Here is a 25,877-nt window from a genome sequence, read left to right on the forward strand (position 1 = left end):
ACGCGCTACCAGCGGTAGTGCGCGAAGGCCTTGTTCGACTCGGCCATCTTGTGGGTGTCCTCGCGACGCTTCACAGCGGCGCCGAGTCCGTTCGACGCGTCGAGGATCTCGTTCATGAGACGCTCGGTCATCGTCTTCTCGCGACGGGCCTTCGCGTAGCTGGTGAGCCAGCGGAGGGCGAGGGTGTTGGCGCGGTGCGGCTTGACCTCGACCGGGACCTGGTAGGTCGAGCCGCCGACGCGGCGGCTGCGGACCTCGAGGGTCGGTCGGACGTTGTCGAGCGCCTTCTTGAGCGTGACGACGGCGTCCTGGCCGTTCTTGGTGGACACGCCCTCGAGCGCGCCGTAGACGATGCGCTCGGCGAGACCCTTCTTGCCGTCCAGGAGGATCTTGTTCACGAGCTGGCTGACGACCGGTGCGCCGTAGACGGGGTCTGCGACGACGGGGCGCTTGGGAGCGGGGCCCTTACGAGGCATTACTTCTTCTCCATCTTCGCGCCGTACCGGCTGCGAGCCTGCTTGCGGTTCTTGACGGCCTGGGTGTCCAGGGCGCCGCGAACGATCTTGTAGCGGACACCGGGGAGGTCCTTCACACGACCGCCGCGCACGAGCACCATCGAGTGCTCCTGCAGGTTGTGGCCCTCACCGGGGATGTAGGCGGTGACCTCGGTGCCGTTGGAGAGCTTCACGCGGGCCACCTTGCGGAGGGCCGAGTTCGGCTTCTTGGGCGTGGTCGTGTACACGCGGGTGCACACGCCGCGCTGCTGGGGGTTGGCCTTCAGGGCGGGCGCCTTGGTCTTGGTGACCTTCGGCGTGCGTCCCTTCCGGACCAACTGCTGAATCGTTGGCACTGATCTGCTCCTTGAATGCTGCACGGTGACAGCGGATCGATGGTCGACATTCGGCCTGTCCGTCGCCGGACGCGGCCGAGTTCATCTGGACCCGACGCACCCCGGCGCACCGGCGAGCGGGGCAGCGGGGAGGAGGACGGGTATGCCGTGGGGGCCGCCCGATCGGACGAACCCGCGGACCCTTGCGGACCCGGTGGAGCGAAGCGCGGCGCCCGGCGGGCCCGGAGGCACGACAGGAGCGCACGCCACAGCGCACACCCGAAGAATATTACGGGGAGTGACGAGGCCGGTCAACCGGACGGCGTCCGCTCCCAGCGAGCGCACCAGGTGAGCGGAGCCGGTCGGAGGGACCGCGCGAGCCTCACTCCCGCTCGTCGCCCTCCCAGCCCCAGTGCGGCCGCTGCCCTCCCGCGTCGCGGCGCAGCAGCAGGAGCAGGAACACCACGTGCACCGCCGCGGCGAGGGCTCCGGCCGCGATCGCGAACGCGGTGCCCGCGTGCTCGAGGGCGTAGCCGAGGATCTCCCCCGGCTCCTGCCGGCCGAGACCGTACAGAGCGCCGCCCACGAGCAGGAAGAGGAGGTACGCGACGACCCCGGCGAGCAGCGACGGCCCGACGATCCGGGTGACGGACGGGCGCGCCGCCAGGGTGATCATCGAGAGCAGGACCGCCAGCACGCAGGCGGCCACCGACACCGGTCCGAGCAGCGGTCCGGCGTCGCGCTCGGGCACGACGTCCTGATCGAGCAGGAGGCTCAGCACGCCGAACGCGCAGACCACGAGGGCGAGGTAGAGGAAGGCGGCGAACGCGGCGAGTGCGATCCCGTAGCCCGGGCCCGCTCCCCGGCCCTCCTCCCCCGGCGCGCTCACGGGCGCGCGGCGGCTTCCCGCTCCGCGTTGCGGCGCTTCACTCCTCGGGCGCGCCCGGCGATCAGCGCACCGCCCCAGACGCTCACCTCGCGGGCGAGCACCGCGGCGGCCAGGACGCCCGCGAGGACCACCGGATCGCGGAGGAACTCGACGAGCACGACGCGGTCGGAGGGGAGGGCCGCGCCCCCCACGCTGTACCAGGCGCCGGCGAGGGCGGCCGCTCCGGCGAGGACGGCGACGAAGAAGCCGCCGAGGACGTACGCCCACCACCCCGCGCGGTTCACAGCGAGGACGATCAGGGCGAGGCCCGCGAAGAAGACCGCGACGGGGGCGAGGAAGGCCGGGGTGGGCCCCTGCGCGAGCGCGACGGCGAGCGGATCACCGGGCACGGAGTCGACGACGATCCGGATCGCTGTCGTCGCCGCGAGCAGCAGGGCGGCGTAGACGGCCGTCGTCAGCAGCGCGATCGCGAGCCCGGCGAGGCGGTTCCCCTTGCGGACGGCCGGCGCGGGGTCGGGCTCGACCGAGCCCAGCGGCGACGGCTCCGCGGCCGCGGCGGGGACAGCGGCGCTCGCTCCCGTCGGCGGCTCGGGCCACACGTACTCGCGCGTCGGCTGGGGGCCGGTCGCAGCGCCGGACCCCTCGGTCGCGGACGGCATCCGCTCGGTCTCGGCGTCGCTTCTCCCAGTCACCCGGTCAGGATAGGCACGGACGACTCCGCCGTCGGGCAGGCGCGCGGTCACCCGCAGAAGGGTGTCACTCGGAGTGGTCTCCCGCGGTGCACGACCACGGTCGCGTCACTCCAGCGGGTTCAGGAGGCGGTGCAGGAACTGCCGCGTGCGCGGCTCGCGCGGATCGCGCAGCAGCTCGGCCGGCACGCCCCGCTCGACGACGACGCCGTCGGCCATGAAGACGACCTCGGACGCGACGCGGCGGGCGAACTCGAGCTCGTGGGTCACGACCAGCATGGTCCAGCCCTCGGCCGCCAGCTCGCGCATCAGCGAGAGCACGTCGCCCACCAGCTCCGGATCCAGCGCGGAGGTCGGCTCGTCGAACAGCAGCAGCTCGGGGCGCAGCGCGAGCGCGCGCACGATGCCCACCCGCTGCTGCTGGCCGCCGGAGAGCTCGAAGGGATAGGCGCCGCCCCGGCCGCCCAGGCCGACGCGCTCGAGCAGCGCCTCCGCCTCCGGCACCACCTCGGACGCGGGGCGGCGCTGCACGCGCAGCGGCCCCTCCGTCACGTTCTCGAGCACCGTCAGGTGGGGGAAGAGGTTGAAGTGCTGGAACACCATCGCGGAGCGGTCGCGCAGCGCCGTCAGCGGGCGCTTGCCCACGCCCGCGGCGAAATCGAGCGAGGTGCCGTCGGAGAGGACGACGACCCCCGCACCCGGGACCTCGAGGCTGTTGAGCGAGCGCAGCACGGTGGTCTTGCCGGAGCCGGAGGGGCCGATCAGCGCGATCACCTCGCCCCGGCGGATCTCGAGATCGATCCCGCGGAGCACCTCGACGGACCCGAACGACTTGCGCAGGCCCCGGACGGAGAGCACGGTCCGGGCGTCCTGGGCGGCGTCAGCGGGCGACATAGCGGTCCAATCGCTTCTCGAGGAGGCTCTGCCCGCTCGACAGGACGAGGCAGATGAGCCAGTAGATCAGCGCGGCCTCGAGGTAGAGGAGCATGAACTCGCTCGAGGCGGTGGCGATCTTCTGCGCCTGGCGGAAGAGCTCGGTGACGAGGATCAGCGACGCGAGCGACGTGTCCTTCACCAGCGAGATGAAGGTGTTCGACAGCGGCGGGACGGAGACCCGGGCGGCCTGCGGCAGGATGATGCGCCGCAGAGCGAGCCCGCGACCCATCCCGATCGTGTGCGCCGCCTCCCACTGCCCCTTCGGCACACTCAGGATCGCGGCGCGGATGACCTCGGCCGCGTAGCCGCCGACGTTGAGGGCGAAGGCGATGATGGCGCTGGGCCACGGATCGATCCTGATCCCCAGGCTCGGCAGCCCGTAGAAGATCACGAAGAGCTGGACCAGGAGCGGCGTGCCCCGGATGACGGAGATGTAGACGCGGGCGATCCAGGCGAGGATGCGGACCTTGGAGAGCCGCATGAGCGCGACGCCGAGGGCCAGGACGAGACCCAGCACGAAGCTCGCGAGCGCCAGCGGGATGGTGCCGACGAGACCGCCCGACAGGATCGGCCAGAACGACCGGAGCACCAGGTCGATGTCCATGTCGTCTCCTCTCGACGGGGTGGCGGAGCGCGGCGCCGCTCCCCCGGAATGCTGTCACGCCCGAGGCGTCGGCGCGCGAGGTTGCCACGGCGGGCCCGGGCGTGGGAGGCCCGGGAACGGGAGGAGGGAGCCGGCCGCGCCGACTCCCTCCGCTCCGGCTACTCGGAGACGTCGGCCCCGAAGTAGCGCTCGGAGATCTCGGCGAGGGTGCCGTCGGCGCGGAGCTCGCCCAGCGCGTCGTCGACCGCGGCCACGAGGTCGTCGGAGCCCTTCGGGAAGGTGAAGGCGCTCTCGGAGCTGTCGTCCGTGGTCACCGCGACCTTGAGGCCGGCGGCCTGGTCGGGGAAGTTCGTCGACCAGTCGAGCCACGTGAGGCGGTCGTTGATGGTCGCGTCGACGCGGCCCTGCTCGACGAGGGCCACGGCCTGAGCCCAGCCCTCGACGCCCTCGACCTGCGCGCCCGCGTCCTGGGCCAGCTCGTACCAGTTGCTCGAGAGCGACTGGGCGGTGGTCTTCCCCTCGAGGGAGTCGAGCGAGGTGATCTCGGTGTCGGAGGTCGGGACGACCACCACTCCGGGGCTCACGGCGTAGGGCTCGGAGAAGTCGTAGCGGGCGCTGCGCTCGTCATTGATCGAGACCTGGTTCGCGATGACGTCGAAGCGCCCGCCGTCCAGACCCGCGAACATGGCGTCCCACTGGGTCTCCTCGAACTCGGGCTCGACGCCCAGCTTCTCGGCGACGGCGGTGATGATCTCGACGTCGTAGCCGGTGAGCTCCCCGGTCCCGCCGTCGGCGTGGAAGGAGAAGGGCTGGTAGGTGCCCTCGGTGCCGATCGTCAGCACACCGGCGTCCTGCACCTCGGCGAGGGTCAGGCCCGAGTTCGCGGCCGTCGTGCCCTCGTCGGTCGATCCGGAGACCGCGTCGTCCGTGGAGGCCGGAGCGCATCCGGCGAGGACGAGGGCGGTGGCGGCTGCGGCGGTGCCGAGCAGGACGCGCAGGGAGGTGCGGGCGGGGAGGTGCGTCACGGTGGGTGTCCTTCGATGCTTCACGTTGTCGTCGCGCCGGTTCTCGGCGCGGGTGCCGGGCGGAGCGGGGGCTCCGCGGAGCGGACGGCGCGGACCGGGTCCACTGCCGCCCGGAGTGACCATAACCACCGGGAGGGGGCGGCCTATTCCCCGATGACCCCGGATGACGGCGCGAGGGCGGCGAGGAACTCCTCGGCGCCGGCGACCTCGTCGGAGGTGAGGCCCTCAGCCGCCTCGGGGCGGACGAGGTGGAACGGGGTGTCCTGCTCCCTCGCCCAGGCGTAGGCGTCCTCCCGCAGGTTGTCGTCGATCCAGACGACCGCGTCGATCACCCGCCGATCGCGGGCCTGCTCGAGCCACGCGGCGACGGGCTGGAGCTTGCCCGTCTGCCCGGGGAAGCGCGCATCGCGCGGCAGCCCGCCGCGGAAGACGAGCGCCTCGGTGCCCTCGGGCAGTCGCAGATCGCGGGCGAGGACCGAGGTGAGCTCGGGCGGCCAGGTCGTCGCCCAGACGATCGTGCCGATCGCGGCGAGACGGGCGACGAGGACGGCGCGATCCTCGTCGAGGACGAGCCGGTGCCCGCCCGCCGCTCGATCGCTGACGACGGACGGATTCAGGACGCCGTCGACGTCCAGGAGGATGAGGGCGGCCATGGCTGCCACCGTAGCCGCGCCGACCCGGGCGCGCGAGACGCGCGCTAGCGTGGCGGGATGCCTCCCTCCGCTCGTCTGCCCGGCGGTCGGACCGTCTCGCTCGAGCCGGACGCCCTCCGCCCGGGCTCGCTGGTGCTGAGGATCGACGGGTCGGAGCAGTCGCTGATCGATCCCGCGGATCCGGGGGCGCTGGATCTGGAGTACACCGCCCGGCTCGGGGCGGTCGTGGACGCCCTCGCGCCGGCCGCGCAGCCGGTGCGCGTGCTGCACCTGGGCGCCGGAGCGCTGTCGCTCGCCCGCTACACGGCCTGGACGCGACCGGGGTCCGAGCAGACCGTCGTCGAGCTCGAGGAGGGACTCGTCGAGTTCGTCCTCGCCCACGCCCCGTTGCCGACCGGGGCGCGCCTGCGCGTGATCACCGGGGACGCGTCGGCGGCGCTCCCCGCCGGGTCCGTCGACCTCGTCGTCCTCGACGCCTACGACGGCGACGAGATCCCGGCCGCGTTCTACCGCGCCGACGTGCTGGCGGGCATCGCCGAGCGCGTCGGCGACGGGCTGCTCGCCGTCAACGTCGCGGACGACGCCGACCACCGGCGCCTGGACCGGCTGCGCGGCGAGCTGGGACGGCTGCTGCCCGTCACCTCGGCGGTCGGAGCGGCGTCGTTCGTCGAGCACCGCTCGGGCGGCAACGCGATCCTGCTGGCGTCACGCGGATCCGTCGCCGCCGACGTCGCGATCGCCCTGCTGCGTGCGGGACCGCATCCGGTCGCCGCCGCTGCGCAGCGCGACGTCGTGCCCGTCGAGGTGCCGGTAGAAGTCGACCCGTGACTCCAGGGCGACGCCGGCGTCGAGGTACTTGATCTTGATGCGCTTGATGTAGGTGCGCACGGTGTGCTCGGCGATCCGCATCTCGAGGGCGACGGCCTTGACCGCCGTGCCCCCGCCGTAGGAGCGCATCACCCGGCTCTCCTGCGGACTGAGCACCGGCCGCCGCTCCTCGCTCGTGCGGAGGAAGCGCACGCGAGCCGCCTCCGAGATCCAGGTGCGGCCCGAGGCGACCGACACCACGGCCGCCGCGAGGTCGCCCGGCTCGTCGCCCTTCCAGACGAAGGCCGATCGCTCGAAGCGCAGGACGGCGCGCACGGTCTCGAGCGCGACCGAGGTCGACAGGGCGACGAGACCGCGGTAGCGCCCGCCCATCAGCGCCAGAGTGCGGACGAGCTCGCCGGGGGCGACGCTGTCGAGATCGACGACGACGACGGTCTCGGCGGGGGTGCTGCCGGCGCCGTCCTGCACGTCGAACTGCGGCAGGGCGCCGCGCAGGAGGGCGAGCAGGGCTGCGCGCTCGATCGCGAGACCGTCGACGACGGTCAGGGCGAGGCGCTCGGTCTCGGGCACGGGGACTCCTCGTGGGCGCGGTCGGGAGCCGCCCCCGGGGGCACCGTAGCGCCAGGGGCCGCGCTGATCCACCCATCGGGACATGCCGTCTCGAACTGTTGCGGGATGCCGGTCGGGAAAGGCTCCGCGCGCCGTCGCGGCTCTCGGGCTAGTCTCTGCTCTCGATGGACGACGTCGACCCCCGCCCCGCGCGCGCCCGGCGGCTCCCCGCCGACGTGGTGCGGGAGCGCATGCTCTCCGCCGCGCGCGGCGTGATCTCGCAGAACGGGCTCACCGTCGGCTTCGCGCACCTGCCGATGGAGGAGTACATCCGGCTCGCCGACGTGCCCCGCAGCTCCGTCTACCGCCTCTGGAGCACTCGCGAGGAGTTCGTCGCGGATCTGATCGGCGAGGTGTTCGTGCACGACCGCTACGCCGGCGGGGACGATCCCGAGGCGCAGGAGCTCATGCGGGAGGTCTACGACCGCCACTCCGACCGGCTGGGCACCGCGACCGGCCGGCGGGCGGTGGCCTGGGAGATGATCCGGATCGGCGCGAACGCCAACCTGGCGAACCTGCGCCGCTCGGTGGACTGGTCCTCGTACAACGCGCTGCTCGCCTGCACGTTCTCGATGGAGGAGGGACCGGCCCGCGAGGCCGTGCGCGCCACCGCGAAGCGGATCGAGACGATGCTCACGCACCGCATGCAGGTCTTCTACCAGGAGATGCTCGACGTCTTCCAGGGGAGCCTGCGTCCCGGATTCACGACCCTGCAGCTCGCTCACCTCACCGCGATCGTCATCGACGGCCTCGCCCACCGCAGCCGTCTGATCGACGGGGACCTGGACGAGGTGATCACGGCGCCCGGGCTCACCGGCGAACCGGTCGAGTGGCACCTGGCCTCGTGGACCATCCGCTCCATCGTCGAGGGGATGCTCGAGCCCCCGGCCGACGACGAGGCCGCGCCGAACGCGATCTCGCGTGCCCCGCTCGTCTAGTCCGCCGGGACCGGCTCGCAGAAGCCGTCGATGAGCATCATCACGCCGGCCACCACCAGGCTGGGAGTCTGCGGGCGGGCGGGGTCGAGGGGCCCGGTCACCAGCGCCGGGTCGGCGATCCTCGCGACGCAGAGCCCCTCGATGTACGCGGAGATCGCCGAGGCGAGCGCCGTGTAGGCGTCGCCGTAGGCAGGCCGGACCCTCAGCCCCGCCTGCGTGAGCGTGTGCCGGTAGTACTTGGCCATGTTCTCGACGAAGTGCTGCTGCCGCTTGCGCAGCGCGTCGTGGAGGACGGTGCGCGCGGGGTCCTCGTGCGACTCCACCGTGCCGGCGAGAGCGATGAAGTTCCGCCAGTGCCGTGAGGCGAAGGTGTTCTCGTAGTTGGCCTCGATCGCGACGGCGACCGAGGCGACGAGGGTCGCTCTCCGCTGCTCGGGCCCCGCCTGCTCGTCGGTGTTCTGGTGCAGGAAGGAGGCGCCGACCTGCAGCGCCGGTTCGTCGAGCCGGTTCGAGAGCAGGCGGTCGGGGATCCGGGTCAGGAGCTCGTCGAAGTAGTCCTGCCTGCTCGGCCAGATGCGGTACGCCGTGCTCCGCGGGACGCCGGCCGACCGGATGAGGTCCTCGAGCGGGAGATGGGACACGCCGACCCGGAGGCCGCCGGTGCGGACGGCCTCGAGACCGGCGTCGAGGAGCCTGGTCCGCACCTGCTCCCGGCTGAGGCGCGGAGCCCGCGGGGACTCCGACGGGTCGGGATTCTGGGTCATGCGCACTCCGGCGGGATGCGGAGGCTCCCTCGTCGTCCCCCGATGCAGGGAGCGTAGCGCGTGGCCGGCGCTCGTCGGAGACGGGCGCGGCCCGCCTCCTGCTCGGAAGCCGGGCGGACCGCGCTGCCTGTCCCCCAGGTGGCCGCCCCTTCGGCCTCCTTCACGGTAGGCGCAGCCCTCCGGGGTCGTCAAAAGAGTGGGACATCGTGTCGCGAAGCGGTGAGTGGAATCCCGTGGTCGGCGAGCCGACCGTGCCCTCAGCGCACAGGGCGGCGGCGCAGCTCCTCCGAGGGCGGGAGCTCGCGCAGCACCGCCGGCGAGCGGTCCTCGCCGCTGCGCGGCTCGGCGAGGACGCCCGCGACGGCCTCGGCCGCCTCCTCGCCCGCCCGCTCCGCCAGCGCCGCGTTGCGCATCAGCTTCGCGTGATGGCACGGACTCGCGTCGACCCGCACGACCAGCGCCGCCAGGCGCACGGCGTCGCCCAGCCGGGCCAGCGGGTTGAGCTCGGCGACGACCGACGGCACGTCGGGGAGCGTCATCAGGGTGTAGCGGCAGGTCGACACGGCGTACTCGTCGACGCCCGCCTCGGCGGAGCTCGCCCCGACCATGATGTCGCCCAGGTCGACGTCGCCGACACCGGTGCCCAGCAACGAAGCGACCGTCACCCGGATGTCGCCCGCGAGCGCGACCACGTGCACGCTCGGCGGCCAGGGCGGGAGCTCCCCCAGCTCGGACGACCCCGTCCGCATGGCGATCCCCGCCCGGCTCGAGAGCGCGTCGATCATCGGCATGCCCGTGCACTCGCCCGCGTTCGTCGCGTCCTCCGAGGCCGCCTCGCCGCAGGAGGCCATCAGCGCCGCGATGCCCAGGCGGCTCTGCGGCTCGAGGCCGGCCACCATCGCGGGGCTCACCCCTCCTGTCGAGTCGATGATCTCGCCCAGCCGCTTGGCGACGTCCGAGCCGGTGTTCGGAGTGCCGAAGGTGATCACGTCCGAGACCAGCGACTCGACCGGGACGCCGTCCACCTCCTGGCTCAGCGCCTGCCGCGCGGCAAGCCCGCCCATCGAGTGCGCCACCACGATCGCGCGGTTCCCCGTCGCCTGCACCAGGCACGAGAGGGAGGAGGCGAGCGCATCGCTGATGCCGGGATCGGTCACCCAGCGGGCGGACAGGTCCCGGTAGTCGAAGGTGTAGACCGCGGATCCCTCGATGTTCTGCAGCCGCCCGATGACGGAGCGCTCCGAGACCGTCTCGGGCTCGTCGACGCCGTTCACGGCCACGAGGTCCACCAGGTGCGAGAAGGCGCCGGTGCGCGTCTCGTCGTGCGTCGCGGTGCCGAGCCAGCCGTGCAGGACGACGATCGGCACGCGCACGGGGGCGTCGGCCGCGCGCACCTCGTCCTCGGGGAGGACGGGCGCGAGCTGGGCCGCCCCGCAGGAGGACGGAGCCGCCTCGGCCGCAGCGGCCCGGTCCGCGGGCAGCACGACAGCACCGGCCACCGCGAGAAGGGCGGCCAGCACGACGACCACGAGTCTCATCCGCGCGTTTCCTCACCGCTGCGATCCCGACTGGACGGGCACGGGGCGGGCACCCCTCGAACGTGTGTCGAGTCAACCATCCGTGCGCGGGGAGCGGAGGGACTTGCCCGGATCGGTCGACCCCCCGTGCGGGTGACCGTGGAACGACGAAGGCCCCGCCGGTGTCCCGGCGGGGCCTTCGCTCACTCACTCCGTGCTCAGCTGTAGTTGCCGGGCTCGTAGCCGTCGCTCGAGAACGAGTCGAAGTCGACGAACGAGAGGTCGGCGTCGCTGAACGCGGCGTCGTCGGCGAAGATGCGGTTGGGGTACCGCTCGGCCTTCGCCTCCTCGGTCGCCTCGACGGACACGTTGCGGTACTTCGGGAGACCGGTACCGGCCGGGATCAGCTTTCCGATGATCACGTTCTCCTTCAGGCCCAGCAGCGGGTCGCGCTTGCCCTCCATGGCCGCCTGCGTCAGGACGCGGGTGGTCTCCTGGAAGGACGCGGCCGACAGCCACGACTCGGTCGCGAGCGAGGCCTTGGTGATTCCCATGACCTCCTGGCGGGCGGACGCGGTCCGCTTGCCCTCGGTCAGAGCCGCACGGTTGACCTCGCTGTAGCGCGAGCGGTCGACGAGCTCGCCCGGCAGCAGATCCGTGTCGCCGTGGTCGACCACGGTGACCTTGCGGAGCATCTGTCGGACGATGACCTCGATGTGCTTGTCGTGGATCGGCACGCCCTGCGAGCGGTAGACGCCCTGGACGCCCCCGACGAGGTGCTTCTGCACCTCGCGGACGCCCAGCACGCGCAGGACCTCCTTGGGGTCGACCGTTCCCACGTGCAGCTGCTGACCGAGCACGACCGACTGGCCGTCCTCGACGAGGAGCTGCGAGCGCTTGAGCACCGGGTAGATGACCGCCTCGTCGCCGTTGTCCGGCTGGAGGATGAGTCGTCGGGCCCGGTCGGTGTCCTCGATCGTGATGCGGCCGGCGGCCTCCGCGATCGGCGACGCGCCCTTGGGGGTGCGGGCCTCGAAGAGCTCCTGCACGCGGGGAAGACCCTGCGTGATGTCATCGGCCGAGGCCGATCCACCGGTGTGGAAGGTGCGCATGGTGAGCTGCGTGCCGGGCTCGCCGATCGACTGGGCCGCGATGATGCCGACGGCCTCTCCGATGTCGACGAGCTTGCCGGTGGCGAGCGAGCGGCCGTAGCAGGCCGCGCAGACGCCGACGGCCGACTCGCAGGTCAGGACCGAGCGGACCTTGATGTGACGCACCTCGGCACCGACGAGCTTCTCGATGAGGACGTCTCCGACGTCCTCCCCGGCCTCCGCGATGACCTCGCCGGCCTCGTTCGTCGCCGGGGTGGCGAGCGAGCGGGCGTAGACGGAGTTCTCGACGTTGGAGTCCTGGATCCAGGCGCCGGTGGCGTCCTGGAGCATGATCGGCAGCTCGAGGCCCTTGGTCGTGCCGCAGTCGTCCTCGCGGATGATGACGTCCTGCGAGACGTCGACGAGTCGACGCGTCAGGTATCCGGAGTCCGCGGTGCGGAGCGCGGTGTCGGCCAGACCCTTGCGGGCACCGTGCGTGGCGATGAAGTACTCGGCGACCGACAGGCCCTCGCGGTACGAGGAGATGATCGGTCGGGCGATGATCTCGCCCTTCGGGTTGTTCACCAGGCCGCGCATGCCCGCGATGTTGCGGACCTGCAGCCAGTTTCCACGCGCACCGGAGGTGACCATCCGGTTGATGGTGTTGTCGGTCGGGAAGTTCGCGCGCATGGCCTTGGCGACCTCGTCGGTCGCCTCGGTCCAGATCTTCACGAGCTCCTGGCGACGCTCCGCCTGGGTGGTCAGACCCTTGTCGTACTCGGTCTCGACCTTCGCGGCCTTCTTCTCGTAGCCCGCGATGATCTCGGGCTTGGAGGGGGGCGTGAGGATGTCCGACAGGGCGACGGTCACACCGGACCGGGTGGCCCAGTAGAAGCCGGCGTCCTTGATGCGGTCGAGCGAGGCGGCGACCTCCACCTTCGGGTAGCGCTCCGCGAGGTCGTTGACGATCCCGGAGATCGTCGTCTTGTCGGCGACCTGCTCGAAGTAGGGGTAGTCGACCGGCAGCGCCTCGTTGAAGAGCGCGCGGCCGAGCGTCGTGTCGAGCAGGACCGGCGCGGTGACCTTGCCGGTCTCGTCGAGCTCGACGCCCTCGGGTGCGGTGCCCTGCGCGAAGTAGACGTCCGACATGCGGATGCGGACCTTCGAGTTCAGGTGCAGCGAGCCCTGGTCCTTGGCGAGGATCGCCTCGGAGACCGAGGAGAACGCACGTCCCTCACCGGCGGCACCCTCGCGGATGGTCGTCAGGTGGTGGAGGCCGATGATCATGTCCTGCGTGGGCAGGGTGACCGGACGGCCGTCCGAGGGCTTGAGGATGTTGTTCGACGCGAGCATCAGGATGCGCGCCTCGGCCTGGGCCTCGACGGACAGCGGCAGGTGGACGGCCATCTGGTCGCCGTCGAAGTCCGCGTTGAACGCGGCGCAGACGAGCGGGTGCAGCTGGATCGCCTTGCCCTCGACCAGCTGGGGCTCGAAGGCCTGGATGCCGAGTCGGTGCAGCGTGGGCGCGCGGTTGAGCAGGACGGGGCGCTCGCGGATGATCTCCTCGAGCACGTCCCACACCTGGGGGCGCGAGCGCTCCACCATGCGCTTGGCGGCCTTGATGTTCTGCGCGTGCGACAGGTCGATCAGGCGCTTGATGACGAACGGCTTGAAGAGCTCCAGCGCCATCTGCTTGGGCAGACCGCACTGGTGCAGCTTGAGCTGCGGTCCGACGATGATCACCGAGCGGCCCGAGTAGTCGACGCGCTTGCCGAGCAGGTTCTGGCGGAAGCGACCCTGCTTTCCCTTGAGCATGTCGCTCAGGGACTTCAGGGCGCGGTTGCCGGTGCCGGTGACGGGGCGACCGCGGCGGCCGTTGTCGAACAGGGCGTCGACGGCCTCCTGCAGCATGCGCTTCTCGTTGTTCACGATGATCTCGGGGGCACCGAGGTCGAGCAGGCGGCGGAGTCGGTTGTTGCGGTTGATCACGCGGCGGTACAGGTCGTTCAGGTCGCTCGTCGCGAAGCGGCCACCGTCGAGCTGCACCATCGGGCGCAGCTCCGGCGGGATGACCGGGACGACGTCGAGGACCATCGCGGCCGGCGAGTTGCCGGTGGCGAGGAACGAGTTGACGACGCGCAGGCGCTTGATGGCGCGGATCTTCTTCTGACCCTTGCCCTCGGCGATCTGCAGGTGCAGCGTCTCGGCCTCGGCCTGGAGGTCGAACTGCTCGAGGCGCTTCTTGATCGCCTCGGCGCCCATGTAGGCCTCGAAGTAGACGCCGTAGCGGTCGACGAGCTCGTTGAAGACCGCGTCCTCGGGCTTGAGGTCGCCGACCTTCAGGGTGCGGAACTGCTCCCACACGCTCTCGAGCCGCGCGATGTCCTCGTCGAAGGACTTGCGGATCTGCGACATCTCCTTCTCGGCGCCGTCCTTGGTGCGGCGCTTCTGGTCGCTCTTCGCGCCTTCCGCCTCGAGGGCGGCGAGGTCGGTCTCGAGACGGGCCAGGCGGTCAGCGATGCGGGAGTCGCGCTGGTCGGAGAGGGTCTTGATCTCGAGCCGGAGCTCGTTCTCGAGGCCGGGCATATCGGCGTGACGGCCGTCGTCGTCCACGTCGATGATCATGTACGCCGCGAAGTAGATGACCTTCTCGAGGTCCTTCGGCGCCATGTCCAGCAGGTATCCGAGGCGCGAGGGGACGCCCTTGAAGTACCAGATGTGGGTGACGGGGGCGGCGAGCTCGATGTGGCCCATCCGCTCGCGGCGGACCGAGGACTTGGTGACCTCGACGCCGCAGCGCTCGCAGACGATGCCCTTGAAGCGGACCCGCTTGTACTTGCCGCAGGAGCACTCCCAGTCGCGGGACGGTCCGAAGATCTGCTCTCCGAACAGGCCGTCCTTCTCGGGCTTGAGGGTGCGGTAGTTGATGGTCTCGGGTTTCTTCACTTCACCGTGCGACCAGCGACGGATGTCATCGGCCGTCGCGAGGCCGATGCGCAGCTCGTCAAAAGTTGTTACGTCGAGCAATGTTTTCTCCTTGTCGGAAAACAGGGTGTCTCGTCAGAGACGGGAGGTCGGAGCGGGTCGCCGGATCAGATGTCGTCGACGGAGGACGACTCGAACCGGGAGGAGATGTTGATGCCGAGCTCTTCCGCAGCGCGGTAGACCTCGTCATCGGTGTCGCGCAGGCTGACCGCGGTGCCGTCGGCCGAGAGGACCTCGACGTTCAGGCACAGGGACTGCATCTCCTTGATGAGGACCTTGAAGGACTCGGGGATGCCCGGCTCCTGGATGTTCTCGCCCTTGACGATCGCCTCGTACACCTTCACGCGGCCGAGGATGTCGTCCGACTTGATGGTGAGGAGCTCCTGGAGCGCGTAGGCGGCGCCGTAGGCCTCGAGGGCCCACACCTCCATCTCGCCGAAGCGCTGTCCACCGAACTGCGCCTTACCACCGAGCGGCTGCTGGGTGATCATCGAGTACGGGCCCGTCGAGCGCGCGTGGATCTTGTCGTCGACGAGGTGGTGCAGCTTCAGGATGTACATGTACCCGACCGAGACCGGGTCCGGGAAGGGCTCCCCGGAGCGGCCGTCGAACAGCTGCGTCTTGCCGGACGAGCCGATCAGGCGCTCGCCGTCGCGCGTCGGGGTGGTGGAGTCGAGGAGCCCTGCGAGCTCCTCCTCCGCCGCGCCGTCGAACACGGGGGTCGCGACCTTGGTGCCGGGCGCCGCCTCGCGGGCGTGCTCGGGCAGGCGCGCGGCCCACTCCGGCTCGCCGTCGACCTTCCAGCCCTGCTTCGCGATCCACCCGAGGTGGATCTCGAGGACCTGGCCGAAGTTCATGCGGCCGGGGACGCCGAGCGGGTTGAGGACGATGTCGACCGGGGTGCCGTCGGCGAGGAACGGCATGTCCTCGACCGGCAGGATCTTCGAGATGACGCCCTTGTTGCCGTGGCGGCCGGCGAGCTTGTCGCCCTCGGTGATCTTGCGCTTCTGGGCGATGTAGACGACCACGCGCTGGTTGACGCCCGAGCCGAGCTCGTCGTCGCCGTCCTGCGCGTCGAACACCTTGACGCCGATGATCGTGCCCTGCTCGCCGTGGGGCACCTTCAGCGAGGTGTCGCGGACCTCGCGGCTCTTCTCGTTGAAGATCGCGCGGAGCAGGCGCTCCTCGGCCGAGAGCTCGGTCTCGCCCTTCGGCGTCACCTTGCCCACGAGGATGTCGCCGGGGCGGACCTCGGCGCCGATGCGGATGATGCCGCGCTCGTCCAGGTCGGCCAGGAGCTCCGGGCTGACGTTGGGGAGGTCGCGGGTGATCTCCTCCTTGCCGAGCTTGGTGTCGCGGGCGTCGACCTCGTACTCCTCGATGTGGATCGAGGAGAGGACGTCGTCCTTCACCAGGTTCTGGCTGAGGATGATCGCGTCCTCGAAGTTGTGACCCTCCCACGGCATGAACGCGACGAGCAGGTTCTTGCCCAGCGCGAGCTCGCCGTTCTCGGTGGCGGGACCGTCGGCGACGACCTCGCCGACCTCGATGCGCTCGCCGGCCGAGACGACCACGCGGTTGTTGTACGACGTGCCCTGGTTGGAGCGGTCGAACTTGCGCAGGAAGTAGGTCTGCGTGCCGCCCTCGTCCAGCTGGACGGTGACGGAGTCGGCGGAGACCTCCTGGACCACGCCGGGCTTGTCGGCGGTGATCACGTCGCCGGCGTCGATGGCCGCGAAGCCCTCCATGCCGGTGCCGACCACGGGCGACTCGCTGCGCAGCAGCGGGACGGCCTGACGCTGCATGTTGGCGCCCATGAGCGCGCGGTTCGCGTCGTCGTGCTCGAGGAACGGGATGAGGGAGGTCGCGACCGACACCATCTGGCGCGGGGAGACGTCCATGTAGTCGACGCGGTCGGCGTCGACGAGCTCGACCTCTCCGCCCTTGGGGCGGACGAGGACCTTGCCCTCGGCGAAGTGGAAGTCCTTGGTGAGGGGGGCGTTCGCCTGGGCGACCAGGTACTCGTCCTCCTCGGACGCGGTGAGGTAGTCGATCTGCTCGGTGACGCGACCCGCGACGACCTTGCGGTACGGGGTCTCGATGAAGCCGAACGAGTTGATGCGCGCGAAGGACGCGAGCGAGCCGATCAGGCCGATGTTCGGGCCTTCCGGGGTCTCGATCGGGCACATGCGGCCGTAGTGCGACGGGTGGACGTCGCGGACCTCGACGCCGGCGCGCTCACGGGAGAGACCGCCGGGGCCCAGCGCCGACAGGCGGCGCTTGTGGGTCAGACCCGCGAGCGGGTTGTTCTGGTCCATGAACTGCGACAGCTGCGACGTTCCGAAGAACTCCTTGATCGCGGCCACCACGGGGCGGACGTTGATCAGGGTCTGCGGCGTGATCGCCTCGATGTCCTGCGTGGTCATGCGCTCGCGGACGACGCGCTCCATGCGGGACAGGCCGGTGCGGACCTGGTTCTGGATCAGCTCGCCGACCGCGCGGATGCGGCGGTTGCCGAAGTGGTCGATGTCGTCGACGTCCAGGCGCAGGTCGACCGGCGCGCCCTCGCGGACACCCGGCAGGGTGGTGCGGCCGTCGTGCAGCGCGACCAGGTACTTGATGGTCGCGATGATGTCCTCGACCGTCAGGACCGAGTCGGACAGCGCCTTGTCGATGCCGAGCTTGCGGTTGATCTTGTAGCGGCCGACCTTCGCGAGGTCGTAGCGCTTGGAGTTGAAGTAGAAGTTGTCGAGCAGCGCGCGCGCGGCCTCGGCGGCGACCTGCTCGCCCGGGCGGAGCTTGCGGTAGATGTCGCGGAGAGCGTCCTCCTTGGTGAGGATGTTGTCCTTCTCGAGCGTGAGCTCGATCGACTCGTAGCCGGCGAACTGCTCGAGGATCTCCTCGCTGGTGAGGCCGAGGGCCTTCAGGAAGACGGTGACCGACTGCTTGCGCTTGCGGTCGATGCGGACGCCGACCTGGTCGCGCTTGTCGATCTCGAACTCGAGCCACGCACCGCGGCTGGGGATCACGCGGGCGGAGTAGATGTCCTTGTCGGACGTCTTCTCCTGCTGGCGCTCGAAGTACACGCCCGGCGAGCGGACGAGCTGGGACACCACGACACGCTCGGTGCCGTTGATGATGAACGTGCCCTTCTCGGTCATGAGCGGGAAGTCGCCCATGAAGACCGTCTGGGTCTTGATCTCACCCGTGAGGTGGTTCATGAACTCGGCCTCGACGTACAGCGGCGCGGCGTAGGTCTTGCCGCGCTCCTTGCACTCCTCGATCGTGTACTTCTCGGGCTCGAGGTACGGGTTCGTGAAGCTCAGCTGCATCGTCTCGCTGAGGTCCTCGATCGGGGAGATCTCCTCGAAGATCTCGTCCAGACCGGAGTTGGCGGGGAGGTCCTCCCGGCCGGCGGCCTTCGCCTCGGCGACGCGGGTCTTCCACGCCTCCGAGCCGACGAGCCAGTCGAAGCTCTCGGTCTGCAGTGCGAGCAGATCCGGAACCGTCAGGGTGTCGCTGATCTTGGCGAACGAGAGACGCGAGGCGCCGCGTCCGTTCTTGGGTGAGGTGGTGGTTGCGTTGGGCGCAGCAGCCAAGGAAGGAACCTCCGTAGACCCTCGCGGGTCTCAATCTGTGGGATGTGTGGAGTGGGCTCCCGCCGGGCGGGCCGACACTCCCCTGTCCACACGCCGCAGGGACCGGTTCGACGCGGTCTTCGGGGTGGGGGCTAGAGTGTGGCATCGGCATCCACCATCTGATGCCGGGTTCCGGTGACCTGCCTACCGCAATATGAGGGCGTGGGTACTCGGGAGCGCAAAGTACAAATATAGATGCATCGCGCCACGCCGCGCAAGTGCTGATCCTTGCGCCGTGTCCCGGGGTCCGGTATACGCCCGCCGCGGAGCCCGCGCCGCGCCCCTCCTCCGGCGCCGTCCCTCAGACTGAGGGCATGCAGGAGAGAACCGGCCGCCGACGCGGCGACGACGCCGAGCACCCCCGAGCCGTGCTGGCCAGCGGCTTCCTCGCGACGATCGAGGCCGACCGCCACGCGACGGACGCCGCCACCCTCGTCGTCGACGGCACTCCGCAGTCGCACGTCGACCTCGCCGACCCGACCCACCTCTCGTTCGAGTACGTGCGCCGCATCGGGCACGCGATCGACCTCCTCGCCCCGGAGGGCGAGGCCGTCACGGCTCTGCACCTGGGCGCGGGCGCTCTGACGCTCCCCCGCTACGTCGCCGCGACCCGGCCCGGCTCCCGGCAGCAGGTCGTCGAGATCGAGGGCGCGCTGGTCGAGCTGGTGCGGGAGGCGCTCCCGCTCCCCCGGGGCGCGCAGATCCGCATCCGGCAGGGCGACGCCCGCGAGGTGCTCGGCAAGCTGCCGCCCGGACTGCTGGGCAGCATCGACGTCGTCGTGGTCGACATCTTCTCGGGCGCGCGCACTCCCGCCCACGTGACGAGCGCCGAGTTCTACGCGGCGATCGCTCCGCTGCTCGCACCGCGGGGAGTCGTGGCGGTGAACGTGGCCGACGGAGGGGCGCTCGCGTTCGCCCGCGCGCAGGCCGCGACCCTCGCCTCCGTCTTCGCGCACACCGGGATCGTGACCGACACGCAGATGCTGAAGGCGAAGCGGTTCGGCAACGTGGTGATGCTCGCCTCCTCCTCGCCGCTCCCCCTGGACGGGCTGCCCCGGCGCCTCGCCTCCGACCCCGCGCCCTCGAAGCTCGTGCAGGGACGGGAGCTCGAGAACTTCGTGGCGGGCGCCTCGGTGGTCACCGACGACACGGCCACCCCCTCCCCGCTGCCCGCGCGGAGCATCTTCCAGGTGCGCCGGGGCTGATCCGCTCCCACGACCCGGCGGCCTGCGCGCGTCACCCGGGGAGCCGGCGCGCGTGCCCGTAAACTGGACCGGCCGCAGCGGCCTCCCGCCCGTCGCGCACGACCTGCGACGCACCGGATCCGCAACCCACGAGGAAGCACTGCTCTGAGCATCATCATCCGCCATGACCCCGCGACGCTCCGCGAGGAGATCGACGTCGACGCCGCCCAGGAGCGCCTCGAGGAGATCGGCGCGCTGCGCTCCCTCGCCGCCCTCACCGAGAAGGCCGAGCTGCTGCGCCTGCTCGGGCGGATCGACGAGGCCTGGGACGTGGCCAACGAGGCCGTCCGCCGCACCCGCTTCTCGGGAGACCGCGCCGAACTCCTCACCGCCCGCGTGCGCCGGGCCCGGCTCATGCAGCTGCGCGGGCGCACCGACGAGGCGCTGTCGGAGCTCGCGCTCTGCGTCGAGGAGGCGAAGACCCACGAGTGGCACCTCGAGCACTCGTTCGCCCTCAAGCACCGCGGCCTGACCTTCTTCGAGCTCGGCGAGTACGGTCGAGCGGCCCGCGACTTCGACGCCGCCACCGCCCTCGGCGAGCGCGTCGGCGTGCCGGAGGAGGAGCTCGAGATCGCCCGCCTGGGCGTCTCGGCCGCGACCGAGTTCCAGGGCGGCGCGGCGCGCGACCGCACCGACGGCTCCGTCCGTGGACGCCGCCGGGCCGACGGGGCCCACGACGCCGCGACGATCGACGACACCGGCGCGACCGCCGGCTCCGGCACGACCGACGGCTCCGACCGGTCCTGACGGCACGTCGAAGGGGAGCACGGACGCGTGGCTGAGCTCGAGCAGGTCTCGCGGTGGGCCGAGGAGCTCTTCGCCGAGCACCTCGACGACTCGTGGAGCTTCGGCTTCGACCACGCGCGCACCCGCGGCGGCGCCTGCCACTGGAACGATCGTCGGATCACGCTCTCGCGCCATCTCGCGCCCCGGTGGAGCGACGAGGAGGTGCGGCAGACGCTGCTGCACGAGATCGCGCACGCCCTCGCCGGACCCCGTGCCGGTCACGGAGCCGCGTGGCGGAGGATCGCCGCGGACCTGGGGTACACGGGGGCGCGCACGCACAGCAACCCGACCGCCGACGAGCTCGCGCCCTGGGTCGGCGCCTGCCCGAGCGGCCACGTCTTCTACCGCCACCGCCGGCCGGGCCGACCACTCGCCTGCGGCCGCTGCGCACGGCGCTTCGAGCCGGCGAACGCCATCGAGTGGCGCCGCCGCACGGTTCCGTCGGCGTGAGCACGACCGGCGGACCCCGCGCGATCCGGGGCCGCGCCCCGAGCACGGGGCAGTGGCTCGAGGAGGCCGACGGGCGCCGCTGGTGGTTCGACTCCGGCAGCACGGCGCTCGACTTCGCCTACACGGGTCCGATGCGCGGCGCTCCCGGTGAGCGCCTCGACTCCGACGGCGCACTGGCGTCCTGGCTCGCCGCCCGCTTCGACGCCGTCGGCGAGGAGGCGCGCGACGCGCGACTGGCCGACGCGCTCGTGCTGCGGGACGCGATCGCGCGCCTCGCGGAGGCGGCCGAGCGAGGCGGCCCCGGCGCGGGCGAGGCGGGCGACGTCGACGTGGTCAATCTCTTCGCGGCGATGCCGGACATCCCCCCTGCACTCTCCGGAGGGACGCGGCAGGCGGGGCGGACGAACGCCGCGGCACGGCAGGCGCTGTCGACGATCGCGCGCGAGGGCGTGGAGCTGCTCGGCGGATCCGGGGCGGGGCGGCTGCGGCGCTGCGCCGCAGAGGACTGCGGGATGCTCTACCTCGACACCTCGAGGGCGGGGTCCCGCCGCTGGTGCTCGATGCAGCGCTGCGGCAACAGGGCGAAGGTCCGCGCGCACCGCAGCCGCAGCGCGGCGCGCGCGGACGGCCGCTAGTCGATGACGCGGACCTCTTTCCAGAAAGCCACGTAGCCGGAGAAGTCCTTCCCGACGCGATCGAACGCCGTGGGGTACGGCGTCGGGTACGACCAGGCGCGGTCCTTCAGGAGGCCGTCGTCGGACTTCACCGAGAAGTACTGGCACTCGCCCTTCCACGGGCAGGTGTAGGGCGTGTCGCTCGGCTCGAGCAGCTCGGTGGCGACGCTCGAGGGCGGGAAGTACCAGTTGCCCTCGATCGAGATGAGGTCGGAGTCGGGGGCGTCGGCGAGGACGACGTCGTTGAGGACGGCTTTCATGCGGGCCAGCTTTCGGGAGGGTCGCGTGCGCGGTGGGAGCGGAGGCGCTCCCTCGGAACGCTACGCCGCCGCGGGCCCGGTGGTCGAGGGGGCCGCCGGGCTCGGAGCGCCCAGCACCGTCACGACGTCGACGGTGTCGACGCGCGCGGCGGCGGCGACCTCGTCCGAGCGCCCCGCCTCCTTCAGCGCGCGGCCCGACGGGGAGGCGGAGAGCAGGTGGGTGCAGGCCCGCCGCAGTCCGTCGAAGGAGGCCGACGCGACCGCCGCGTCGGGCGAGGTGTGGTCGATCCCGAGGGAGATCAGGGCGTCGATCAGCGCGCCGGCCGCGAGCTGGTCCTCGAGCGCGAAGCGCGTCGCTCCGCTCTCGTCGACGTCCCCCGCCGCGACGACGTTGACGCTGGTGCGGCCGCCGTTCTCGTGCTGGCGCTCGAGGATCCACCGGGCGACGGCGCTGCGGTCGGCCAGGCCCGCCCGCACGACGTGGCCGCCGACGGATCCGGTGTCGAGGACCGCGCCGCCCGGCAGCGCGTCGACGACGACGGTGATGTGCGCCGGAGCGAGCACCCGCAGGGCCCGCGGGCCCCAGTCGAAGCGGATCTGGTAGGTCGACTGGTCGTGGGCGGAGGACGAGGCGTTCACCCTGACACGGTACCGGGCGCATACACGGCCGGGCGCTCCTGCGCACCCGGTGACGCCGACGGGTCGCGCGGAGGAGGATGGGCGACGTGAAGGTGATGCTGAAGCACGTGCTCGACACCGACGTGGACTCCGCCTGGCGCGCTCTGCAGAGCCCGGCCGTGTTCCGCGAGGTGATGTCCCCCCTCCTGACCGCCGCGTCGCTGGACGAGGGCGGGTTCCGGCCGACGTGGGGCCTGGGCCCGCACGACGTGGCGATGGACGCCCTGGGCATCGTGCCGATGGGGGCGCAGGAGATCGACCTCTCCTACCGACGCGTGCCGTCGATGCCGGACGTCCGGATCCTCCGCGACAACGGCGCTCCGCTGACGGGTGCGCTCCGGCTGATCACCGCGTGGGACCACCGGATGGCGGTCGCCCCGCTCCCGGACGGGCGGACCCTCTTCCGGGACAGGCTCGAGTTCAGCGCCGGGCTCGCCTCGCCCGCGCTGTGGCCGTCGATGTGGGCGTTCTGGCAGTGGCGCGGCATCCGCATCCGCTCGCTCGCCCCGACCTGGCGTCACGACGTGGGCGCCGATGCGCGCCCCCGCGGGGAGGCGGCGGAATGAGCCCCGACGGCACCGCCGAGGAGGCGGTCGAGCTCTCGCGCGCCGAGCTCCTGCGCTTCCAGTGGCCCGCGAGCGAGGAGGCCGAGGAGACCGACGAGATCTCGCCCCGCCGTCGACTCGCCTCGTCGATCGAGGTGGCCGACTGGCGCCGCCACGTTCAAGCGCTCTACGCCGAGGTCCGCCGACTCTCGAACGTCGACCTGCTCGCCGCGCACGCCTCGTGGATCCGGGGACGCAACGCCCTCTTCGCGCACCACCCGTCCACTCCGCTGCTGCCGGTCGACCGGGCGCACTTCCGCTCGCTCCCGATCGCGCCCTACGACGCGTCGTGGCGGTTCGAGCTCGAGGTGCGGCCCGCCGAGGAGCCCCGGAGGATGGACGTGGAGACCGGGACGGACGGCACCGTGCCGTTCGAGCTGGTCGGCACGGTCGCGGTGCCGCAGGCGGGGACGCTCGACGTCTGGCGGCTGGCCTCCTACGGGGGCGGGCTCTTCGTGCCGGTCAAGGACGCACTGGCCGGTCGGCCCGGCGGGACCTACGGCGGCGGACGCTACCTCCTGGACACCGTGAAGGGCGCCGACCTCGGCCCGGGGTCCACGCCGTCGACCCTCGTCCTCGACTTCAACTTCGCCTACAACCCGTCCTGCGCGTACGACCCGGCGTGGGCGTGCCCGCTCGCGCAGGCGGGGAACACGCTCGGAGTCGAGGTGCCGGTGGGTGAGCGCTACAAGGGCTGACGCGGGCCCGTTCTGCGCCGGAGCCCGGTCGTCCGCTAGGGTGGGAGGGTGCGAGCGCGAAGTCTGCGCTCCCCCGCGTCGTAGAACGCCCCTTGTCCCCTGAGGACTCTGAACGTCGAGGACACCGTCCCGACCATCTGGCGCACCGTGCATGAGGCCTCCAGCCGCGCGCACAGCTTCGTACGGCGAACGGATGTGACCACCGTCACCTTCGCCCGAAAGCCGATCACCCGCGCCCGGCCACACGCCTGCGCTGTCGGATCGGCATGATGCCCCGAAAGGCACCATCCATGTCGTCCATCCCCACCTTCGCCGCTCTCGGCGTCCCCGCTCCCCTCGTCTCGGCCCTGACCGCGAACGGCATCACCGAGCCGTTCCCGATCCAGGTCGACACGCTCCCCGACACCTTGAACGGCCGCGACGTCCTCGGACGCGGCAAGACCGGCTCGGGCAAGACCCTCGCCTTCTCGATCCCGATGATCGCGCGCCTCGGCGGATCGCTCGCCGGCGGCCGCCGCCGCCCGGGCCGTCCGCTCGGACTGGTCCTCGCGCCGACCCGCGAGCTCGCCACGCAGATCACGGCGGCGATGCAGCCCCTCGCCGACGCCTACGGCATCGTCACCACGACGATCTTCGGCGGCGTCTCGCAGCAGCGCCAGGTCGCGGCCCTCAAGCAGGGCGTCGACATCGTCGTGGCCTGCCCCGGCCGCCTCGAGGACCTGATGAAGCAGGGCTTCGTCAACCTCGACGCCGTCGAGATCACCGTGCTGGACGAGGCCGACCACATGGCCGACCTGGGCTTCCTGCCCGTCGTCACGCGCATCCTCGACAAGACCCCCCGCGGAGGCCAGCGCCTGCTGTTCTCGGCGACGCTCGACAACGGCGTGGACAAGCTCGTCAAGAAGTACCTGCAGAACGAGGTGCTCCACTCGGTCGACGAGGCCAACTCGCCCGTCGCGCTGATGACGCACCACGTGTTCGAGGTCGACGGCCTCGACGCGAAGAACGCGCTCGTGAAGACCCTCGCGTCCGGCACCGGCCGCCGCATCCTCTTCATGCGCACCAAGCACCACGCGAAGAAGCTCGCCAAGCAGCTCACCGGCCAGGGCATCCCCGCCGTCGACCTGCACGGCAACCTCTCGCAGGTCGCCCGCGACCGCAACCTCGCCGCGTTCGGCGCCGGCGACGTGAAGGTGCTCGTCGCGACCGACGTCGCCGCCCGCGGCGTCCACGTCGACGACGTCGAGCTCGTCATCCACGTCGACCCGCCCATGGAGCACAAGGCGTACCTGCACCGCTCGGGCCGCACCGCCCGCGCCGGCTCGGAGGGCGACGTCGTCACCGTCGTGCTGCCCACGCAGCGCGGCGACGTGAAGACCCTCCTGCGCAAGGCCGCCATCCAGGTCCAGCCCCAGCAGGTCACGGCCGACTCGGCCGCCGTCGCGAAGCTCGTCGGGAACGTCGCCGCCTACGTGACCCCCTCGGCCGTCGTCGAGCCCGCCCGCGGACAGTCGCAGGGCGGACGCTCGCAGGGCGCCAACGCGCAGCGCAAGCGCGCGGCCCGCACCGACGGCACCGGCTCCGCTCCCCGCGGTGGACGCGGACGGTCCGAACCGCCTCCTCCGAGGGCGCCGCTCGCGGCGGAGCCCGCGGCGGCCGCGGCCGCACCGCCGGTGCCGCCTCGACCGGTGGCGGCTCGCGCTCGTTCTACAGCACCGCGACCGGCGGGGCCTCCTCGGCCGCTCCGGCCGGCGGCGAGCGCCGCGGCGGTCGTCGCGCGCAGGGCTGAGCTCGATCGTGCGCCGCGAGGCGGCGCACCGCGGTTGGCTTGCGTAACTGGTCGCGTCCCGCAGAGCGGGGTGCGACCGGCTACGCCGATCCGCTCGCACGCGGATCGGCGGTCCGCCTCGTGGGGTGCTGCTTGCGGTGAACGTCGAGAGCGTCCGAGCTGGCGAGTGATGAAGGCCGGGAGTGCCTCCCGTGGAGTGATCCACGCGGGAGGCACCCCGGCCTTCGTCGTTCCTGCGGGCCGCTGACGCGGCCGCGTCGACGGTGCCTACGGAGTCGGTACGGACCGGTGGAGCCCCGCGGATGACGGAGAGCCGCTCGTGGCCCAGGGCAGGCGCGCCGCGGTCGGAACGCCGGGCTCTCCGCGGCGAGTCGGTGTTCGCAACCGAGGTCGGGAGCGTGATTCGAGCCTCGGACGGTGCGCGAGTACGTCGTCGACCTCGATTCCGAACGGACTCGCGCAGCGGGAGCAGAGCCGGTCGCAGCAGACGGCGCGGCTCGCGCCCGATCCGTCACCTGCGGCTCCGACGGAGACGGCCCGTGCCGCATGTGGCACGACGAGCAGAACGTCGGCCAGGACCTCCGCTCAGCCACCATCGCGGCTGACGGGCGCTCTCCGCTGAGGTTCTGCTTCCCGCGGATGACGACGACGCCCGTCTCCCGAGCGAACCACCGAAGCGCGCGGCGCAGCCGAACGCG

Annotated in this window: 22 protein-coding genes and 1 pseudogene; 8 read left to right on the forward strand and 15 right to left on the reverse strand. The window is 71.7% G+C overall.

Going from position 1 to position 25,877, the window contains the following annotated elements; all coding sequences use genetic code 11:
* Nucleotides 1-5 precede the first annotated feature (5 nt).
* The 9 genes from rpsG to NB037_RS19800 form a co-directional block, all read right to left on the reverse strand.
* On the reverse strand, nt 6-476 hold the full coding sequence (rpsG, locus tag NB037_RS04670; RefSeq protein ID WP_056037355.1) for a 30S ribosomal protein S7: 471 nt from the start codon (nt 474-476) through the stop codon (nt 6-8).
* On the reverse strand, nt 476-850 hold the full coding sequence (gene rpsL / locus NB037_RS04675) for a 30S ribosomal protein S12 (protein ID WP_011186743.1): 375 nt from the start codon (nt 848-850) through the stop codon (nt 476-478). Before rpsL ends, rpsG begins: the two co-directional genes overlap by 1 nt.
* A gap of 361 nt (nt 851-1,211) precedes the next feature.
* Nucleotides 1,212-1,718, reverse strand: coding sequence for a DUF6121 family protein (locus tag NB037_RS04680; RefSeq protein WP_251944137.1), 507 nt, complete (start codon nt 1,716-1,718; stop codon nt 1,212-1,214).
* Nucleotides 1,715-2,410, reverse strand: coding sequence for a hypothetical protein (locus NB037_RS04685; protein WP_251944138.1), 696 nt, complete (start codon nt 2,408-2,410; stop codon nt 1,715-1,717). Before NB037_RS04685 ends, NB037_RS04680 begins: the two co-directional genes overlap by 4 nt.
* A gap of 105 nt (nt 2,411-2,515) precedes the next feature.
* Nucleotides 2,516-3,301: an amino acid ABC transporter ATP-binding protein gene (locus NB037_RS04690; RefSeq protein WP_279308594.1), complete on the reverse strand. Its 786-nt coding sequence runs from the start codon at nt 3,299-3,301 to the stop codon at nt 2,516-2,518.
* Nucleotides 3,288-3,947: an amino acid ABC transporter permease gene (locus NB037_RS04695; protein ID WP_251944139.1), complete on the reverse strand. Its 660-nt coding sequence runs from the start codon at nt 3,945-3,947 to the stop codon at nt 3,288-3,290. The genes NB037_RS04690 and NB037_RS04695 overlap by 14 nt, the downstream gene beginning before the upstream one ends.
* 158 nt (nt 3,948-4,105) lie before the next feature.
* Nucleotides 4,106-4,972 (reverse strand): amino acid ABC transporter substrate-binding protein, encoded by an 867-nt coding sequence (locus tag NB037_RS04700; protein WP_251944140.1) that lies wholly within the window; start codon nt 4,970-4,972, stop codon nt 4,106-4,108.
* A gap of 143 nt (nt 4,973-5,115) precedes the next feature.
* A complete protein-coding gene (locus NB037_RS04705) occupies nt 5,116-5,625 on the reverse strand; it encodes an HAD domain-containing protein (protein ID WP_251944141.1) in 510 nt (169 codons plus the stop codon).
* A gap of 705 nt (nt 5,626-6,330) precedes the next feature.
* Nucleotides 6,331-7,023 carry a LuxR C-terminal-related transcriptional regulator gene (locus tag NB037_RS19800; protein ID WP_251944142.1) on the reverse strand — a complete coding sequence of 231 codons (693 nt, stop codon included), beginning with the start codon at nt 7,021-7,023 and terminating at the stop codon, nt 6,331-6,333.
* A gap of 164 nt (nt 7,024-7,187) precedes the next feature.
* Between NB037_RS19800 and NB037_RS04715 the strand changes: the two genes are divergently transcribed.
* Nucleotides 7,188-8,000, forward strand: coding sequence for a hypothetical protein (locus NB037_RS04715; protein WP_251944143.1), 813 nt, complete (start codon nt 7,188-7,190; stop codon nt 7,998-8,000).
* Here the strand turns inward: NB037_RS04715 and NB037_RS04720 are convergent.
* The 4 genes from NB037_RS04720 to rpoB form a co-directional block, all read right to left on the reverse strand.
* Complete coding sequence (locus NB037_RS04720) at nt 7,997-8,764, reverse strand: TetR/AcrR family transcriptional regulator (RefSeq protein ID WP_251944144.1); 768 nt, start codon at nt 8,762-8,764, stop codon at nt 7,997-7,999. The genes NB037_RS04715 and NB037_RS04720 overlap by 4 nt on opposite strands.
* 257 nt (nt 8,765-9,021) lie before the next feature.
* Nucleotides 9,022-10,302 (reverse strand): esterase/lipase family protein, encoded by a 1,281-nt coding sequence (locus tag NB037_RS04725; protein WP_251944145.1) that lies wholly within the window; start codon nt 10,300-10,302, stop codon nt 9,022-9,024.
* A 197-nt stretch (nt 10,303-10,499) separates the two neighbouring features.
* Entirely contained in the window at nt 10,500-14,399 is a 3,900-nt protein-coding gene (locus tag NB037_RS04730) for a DNA-directed RNA polymerase subunit beta' (protein WP_251944146.1), read from the reverse strand.
* A 65-nt stretch (nt 14,400-14,464) separates the two neighbouring features.
* Nucleotides 14,465-17,956, reverse strand: coding sequence for a DNA-directed RNA polymerase subunit beta (gene rpoB, locus NB037_RS04735; protein WP_251944147.1), 3,492 nt, complete (start codon nt 17,954-17,956; stop codon nt 14,465-14,467).
* 353 nt (nt 17,957-18,309) lie between these two features.
* On the opposite strand from rpoB, the gene NB037_RS04740 reads away from it, so the two are divergent.
* The 4 genes from NB037_RS04740 to NB037_RS04755 all read left to right on the forward strand — a co-directional run bounded on the left by NB037_RS04740 (nt 18,310) and on the right by NB037_RS04755 (nt 21,110).
* Nucleotides 18,310-19,200 (forward strand): spermidine synthase, encoded by an 891-nt coding sequence (locus NB037_RS04740; RefSeq protein WP_251944148.1) that lies wholly within the window; start codon nt 18,310-18,312, stop codon nt 19,198-19,200.
* Nucleotides 19,201-19,509: 309 nt separating this feature from the next.
* Nucleotides 19,510-19,986 carry a hypothetical protein gene (locus NB037_RS04745; RefSeq protein ID WP_251944149.1) on the forward strand — a complete coding sequence of 159 codons (477 nt, stop codon included), beginning with the start codon at nt 19,510-19,512 and terminating at the stop codon, nt 19,984-19,986.
* Nucleotides 19,987-20,013: 27 nt separating this feature from the next.
* The gene (locus NB037_RS04750) at nt 20,014-20,475 is read left to right on the forward strand and encodes a SprT-like domain-containing protein (protein WP_251944150.1); all 462 of its coding nucleotides are present in this window, start codon (nt 20,014-20,016) and stop codon (nt 20,473-20,475) included.
* Nucleotides 20,472-21,110: a CGNR zinc finger domain-containing protein gene (locus NB037_RS04755; protein ID WP_251944151.1), complete on the forward strand. Its 639-nt coding sequence runs from the start codon at nt 20,472-20,474 to the stop codon at nt 21,108-21,110. The genes NB037_RS04750 and NB037_RS04755 overlap by 4 nt, the downstream gene beginning before the upstream one ends.
* Here the strand turns inward: NB037_RS04755 and NB037_RS04760 are convergent.
* Together NB037_RS04760 and NB037_RS04765 are read right to left on the reverse strand one after the other, a co-directional pair.
* Nucleotides 21,107-21,409 carry a DUF427 domain-containing protein gene (locus tag NB037_RS04760; protein WP_207403199.1) on the reverse strand — a complete coding sequence of 101 codons (303 nt, stop codon included), beginning with the start codon at nt 21,407-21,409 and terminating at the stop codon, nt 21,107-21,109. The genes NB037_RS04755 and NB037_RS04760 overlap by 4 nt on opposite strands.
* Nucleotides 21,410-21,469: 60 nt before the next feature.
* Nucleotides 21,470-22,048, reverse strand: coding sequence for a 2-phosphosulfolactate phosphatase (locus tag NB037_RS04765; RefSeq protein WP_251944152.1), 579 nt, complete (start codon nt 22,046-22,048; stop codon nt 21,470-21,472).
* 95 nt (nt 22,049-22,143) lie between these two features.
* Between NB037_RS04765 and NB037_RS04770 the strand changes: the two genes are divergently transcribed.
* From NB037_RS04770 to NB037_RS04780, 3 genes and pseudogenes are all read left to right on the forward strand, one after another.
* Complete coding sequence (locus NB037_RS04770; protein WP_251944165.1) at nt 22,144-22,653, forward strand: hypothetical protein; 510 nt, start codon at nt 22,144-22,146, stop codon at nt 22,651-22,653.
* A complete protein-coding gene (locus tag NB037_RS04775) occupies nt 22,650-23,390 on the forward strand; it encodes a DUF1684 domain-containing protein (protein ID WP_251944153.1) in 741 nt (246 codons plus the stop codon). Before NB037_RS04770 ends, NB037_RS04775 begins: the two co-directional genes overlap by 4 nt.
* 290 nt (nt 23,391-23,680) lie before the next feature.
* Nucleotides 23,681-25,179: pseudogene (locus NB037_RS04780) on the forward strand (DEAD/DEAH box helicase).
* The last annotated feature ends 698 nt before the right edge of the window (nt 25,180-25,877 follow it).

Origin of the sequence: Rathayibacter rubneri (assembly GCF_023743255.1) — a bacterium.
In the GTDB taxonomy this organism is placed as follows: domain Bacteria; phylum Actinomycetota; class Actinomycetes; order Actinomycetales; family Microbacteriaceae; genus Rathayibacter; species Rathayibacter rubneri.

What these genes read in the sequence shown, in the direction of transcription:
- rpsG (WP_056037355.1), bottom strand. Translation starts at nt 476, where the DNA reads ATGCCTCGTAAGGGCCCCGCTCCCAAGCGCCCCGTCGTCGCAGACCCC.
- NB037_RS04690 (WP_279308594.1), bottom strand. Translation starts at nt 3,301, where the DNA reads ATGTCGCCCGCTGACGCCGCCCAGGACGCCCGGACCGTGCTCTCCGTC.
- NB037_RS04695 (WP_251944139.1), bottom strand. Translation starts at nt 3,947, where the DNA reads ATGGACATCGACCTGGTGCTCCGGTCGTTCTGGCCGATCCTGTCGGGC.
- NB037_RS04705 (WP_251944141.1), bottom strand. Translation starts at nt 5,625, where the DNA reads ATGGCCGCCCTCATCCTCCTGGACGTCGACGGCGTCCTGAATCCGTCC.
- NB037_RS04715 (WP_251944143.1), top strand. Translation starts at nt 7,188, where the DNA reads ATGGACGACGTCGACCCCCGCCCCGCGCGCGCCCGGCGGCTCCCCGCC.
- NB037_RS04720 (WP_251944144.1), bottom strand. Translation starts at nt 8,764, where the DNA reads ATGACCCAGAATCCCGACCCGTCGGAGTCCCCGCGGGCTCCGCGCCTC.
- NB037_RS04725 (WP_251944145.1), bottom strand. Translation starts at nt 10,302, where the DNA reads ATGAGACTCGTGGTCGTCGTGCTGGCCGCCCTTCTCGCGGTGGCCGGT.
- NB037_RS04740 (WP_251944148.1), top strand. Translation starts at nt 18,310, where the DNA reads ATGCAGGAGAGAACCGGCCGCCGACGCGGCGACGACGCCGAGCACCCC.
- NB037_RS04760 (WP_207403199.1), bottom strand. Translation starts at nt 21,409, where the DNA reads ATGAAAGCCGTCCTCAACGACGTCGTCCTCGCCGACGCCCCCGACTCC.
- NB037_RS04770 (WP_251944165.1), top strand. Translation starts at nt 22,144, where the DNA reads ATGCTGAAGCACGTGCTCGACACCGACGTGGACTCCGCCTGGCGCGCT.
- NB037_RS04775 (WP_251944153.1), top strand. Translation starts at nt 22,650, where the DNA reads ATGAGCCCCGACGGCACCGCCGAGGAGGCGGTCGAGCTCTCGCGCGCC.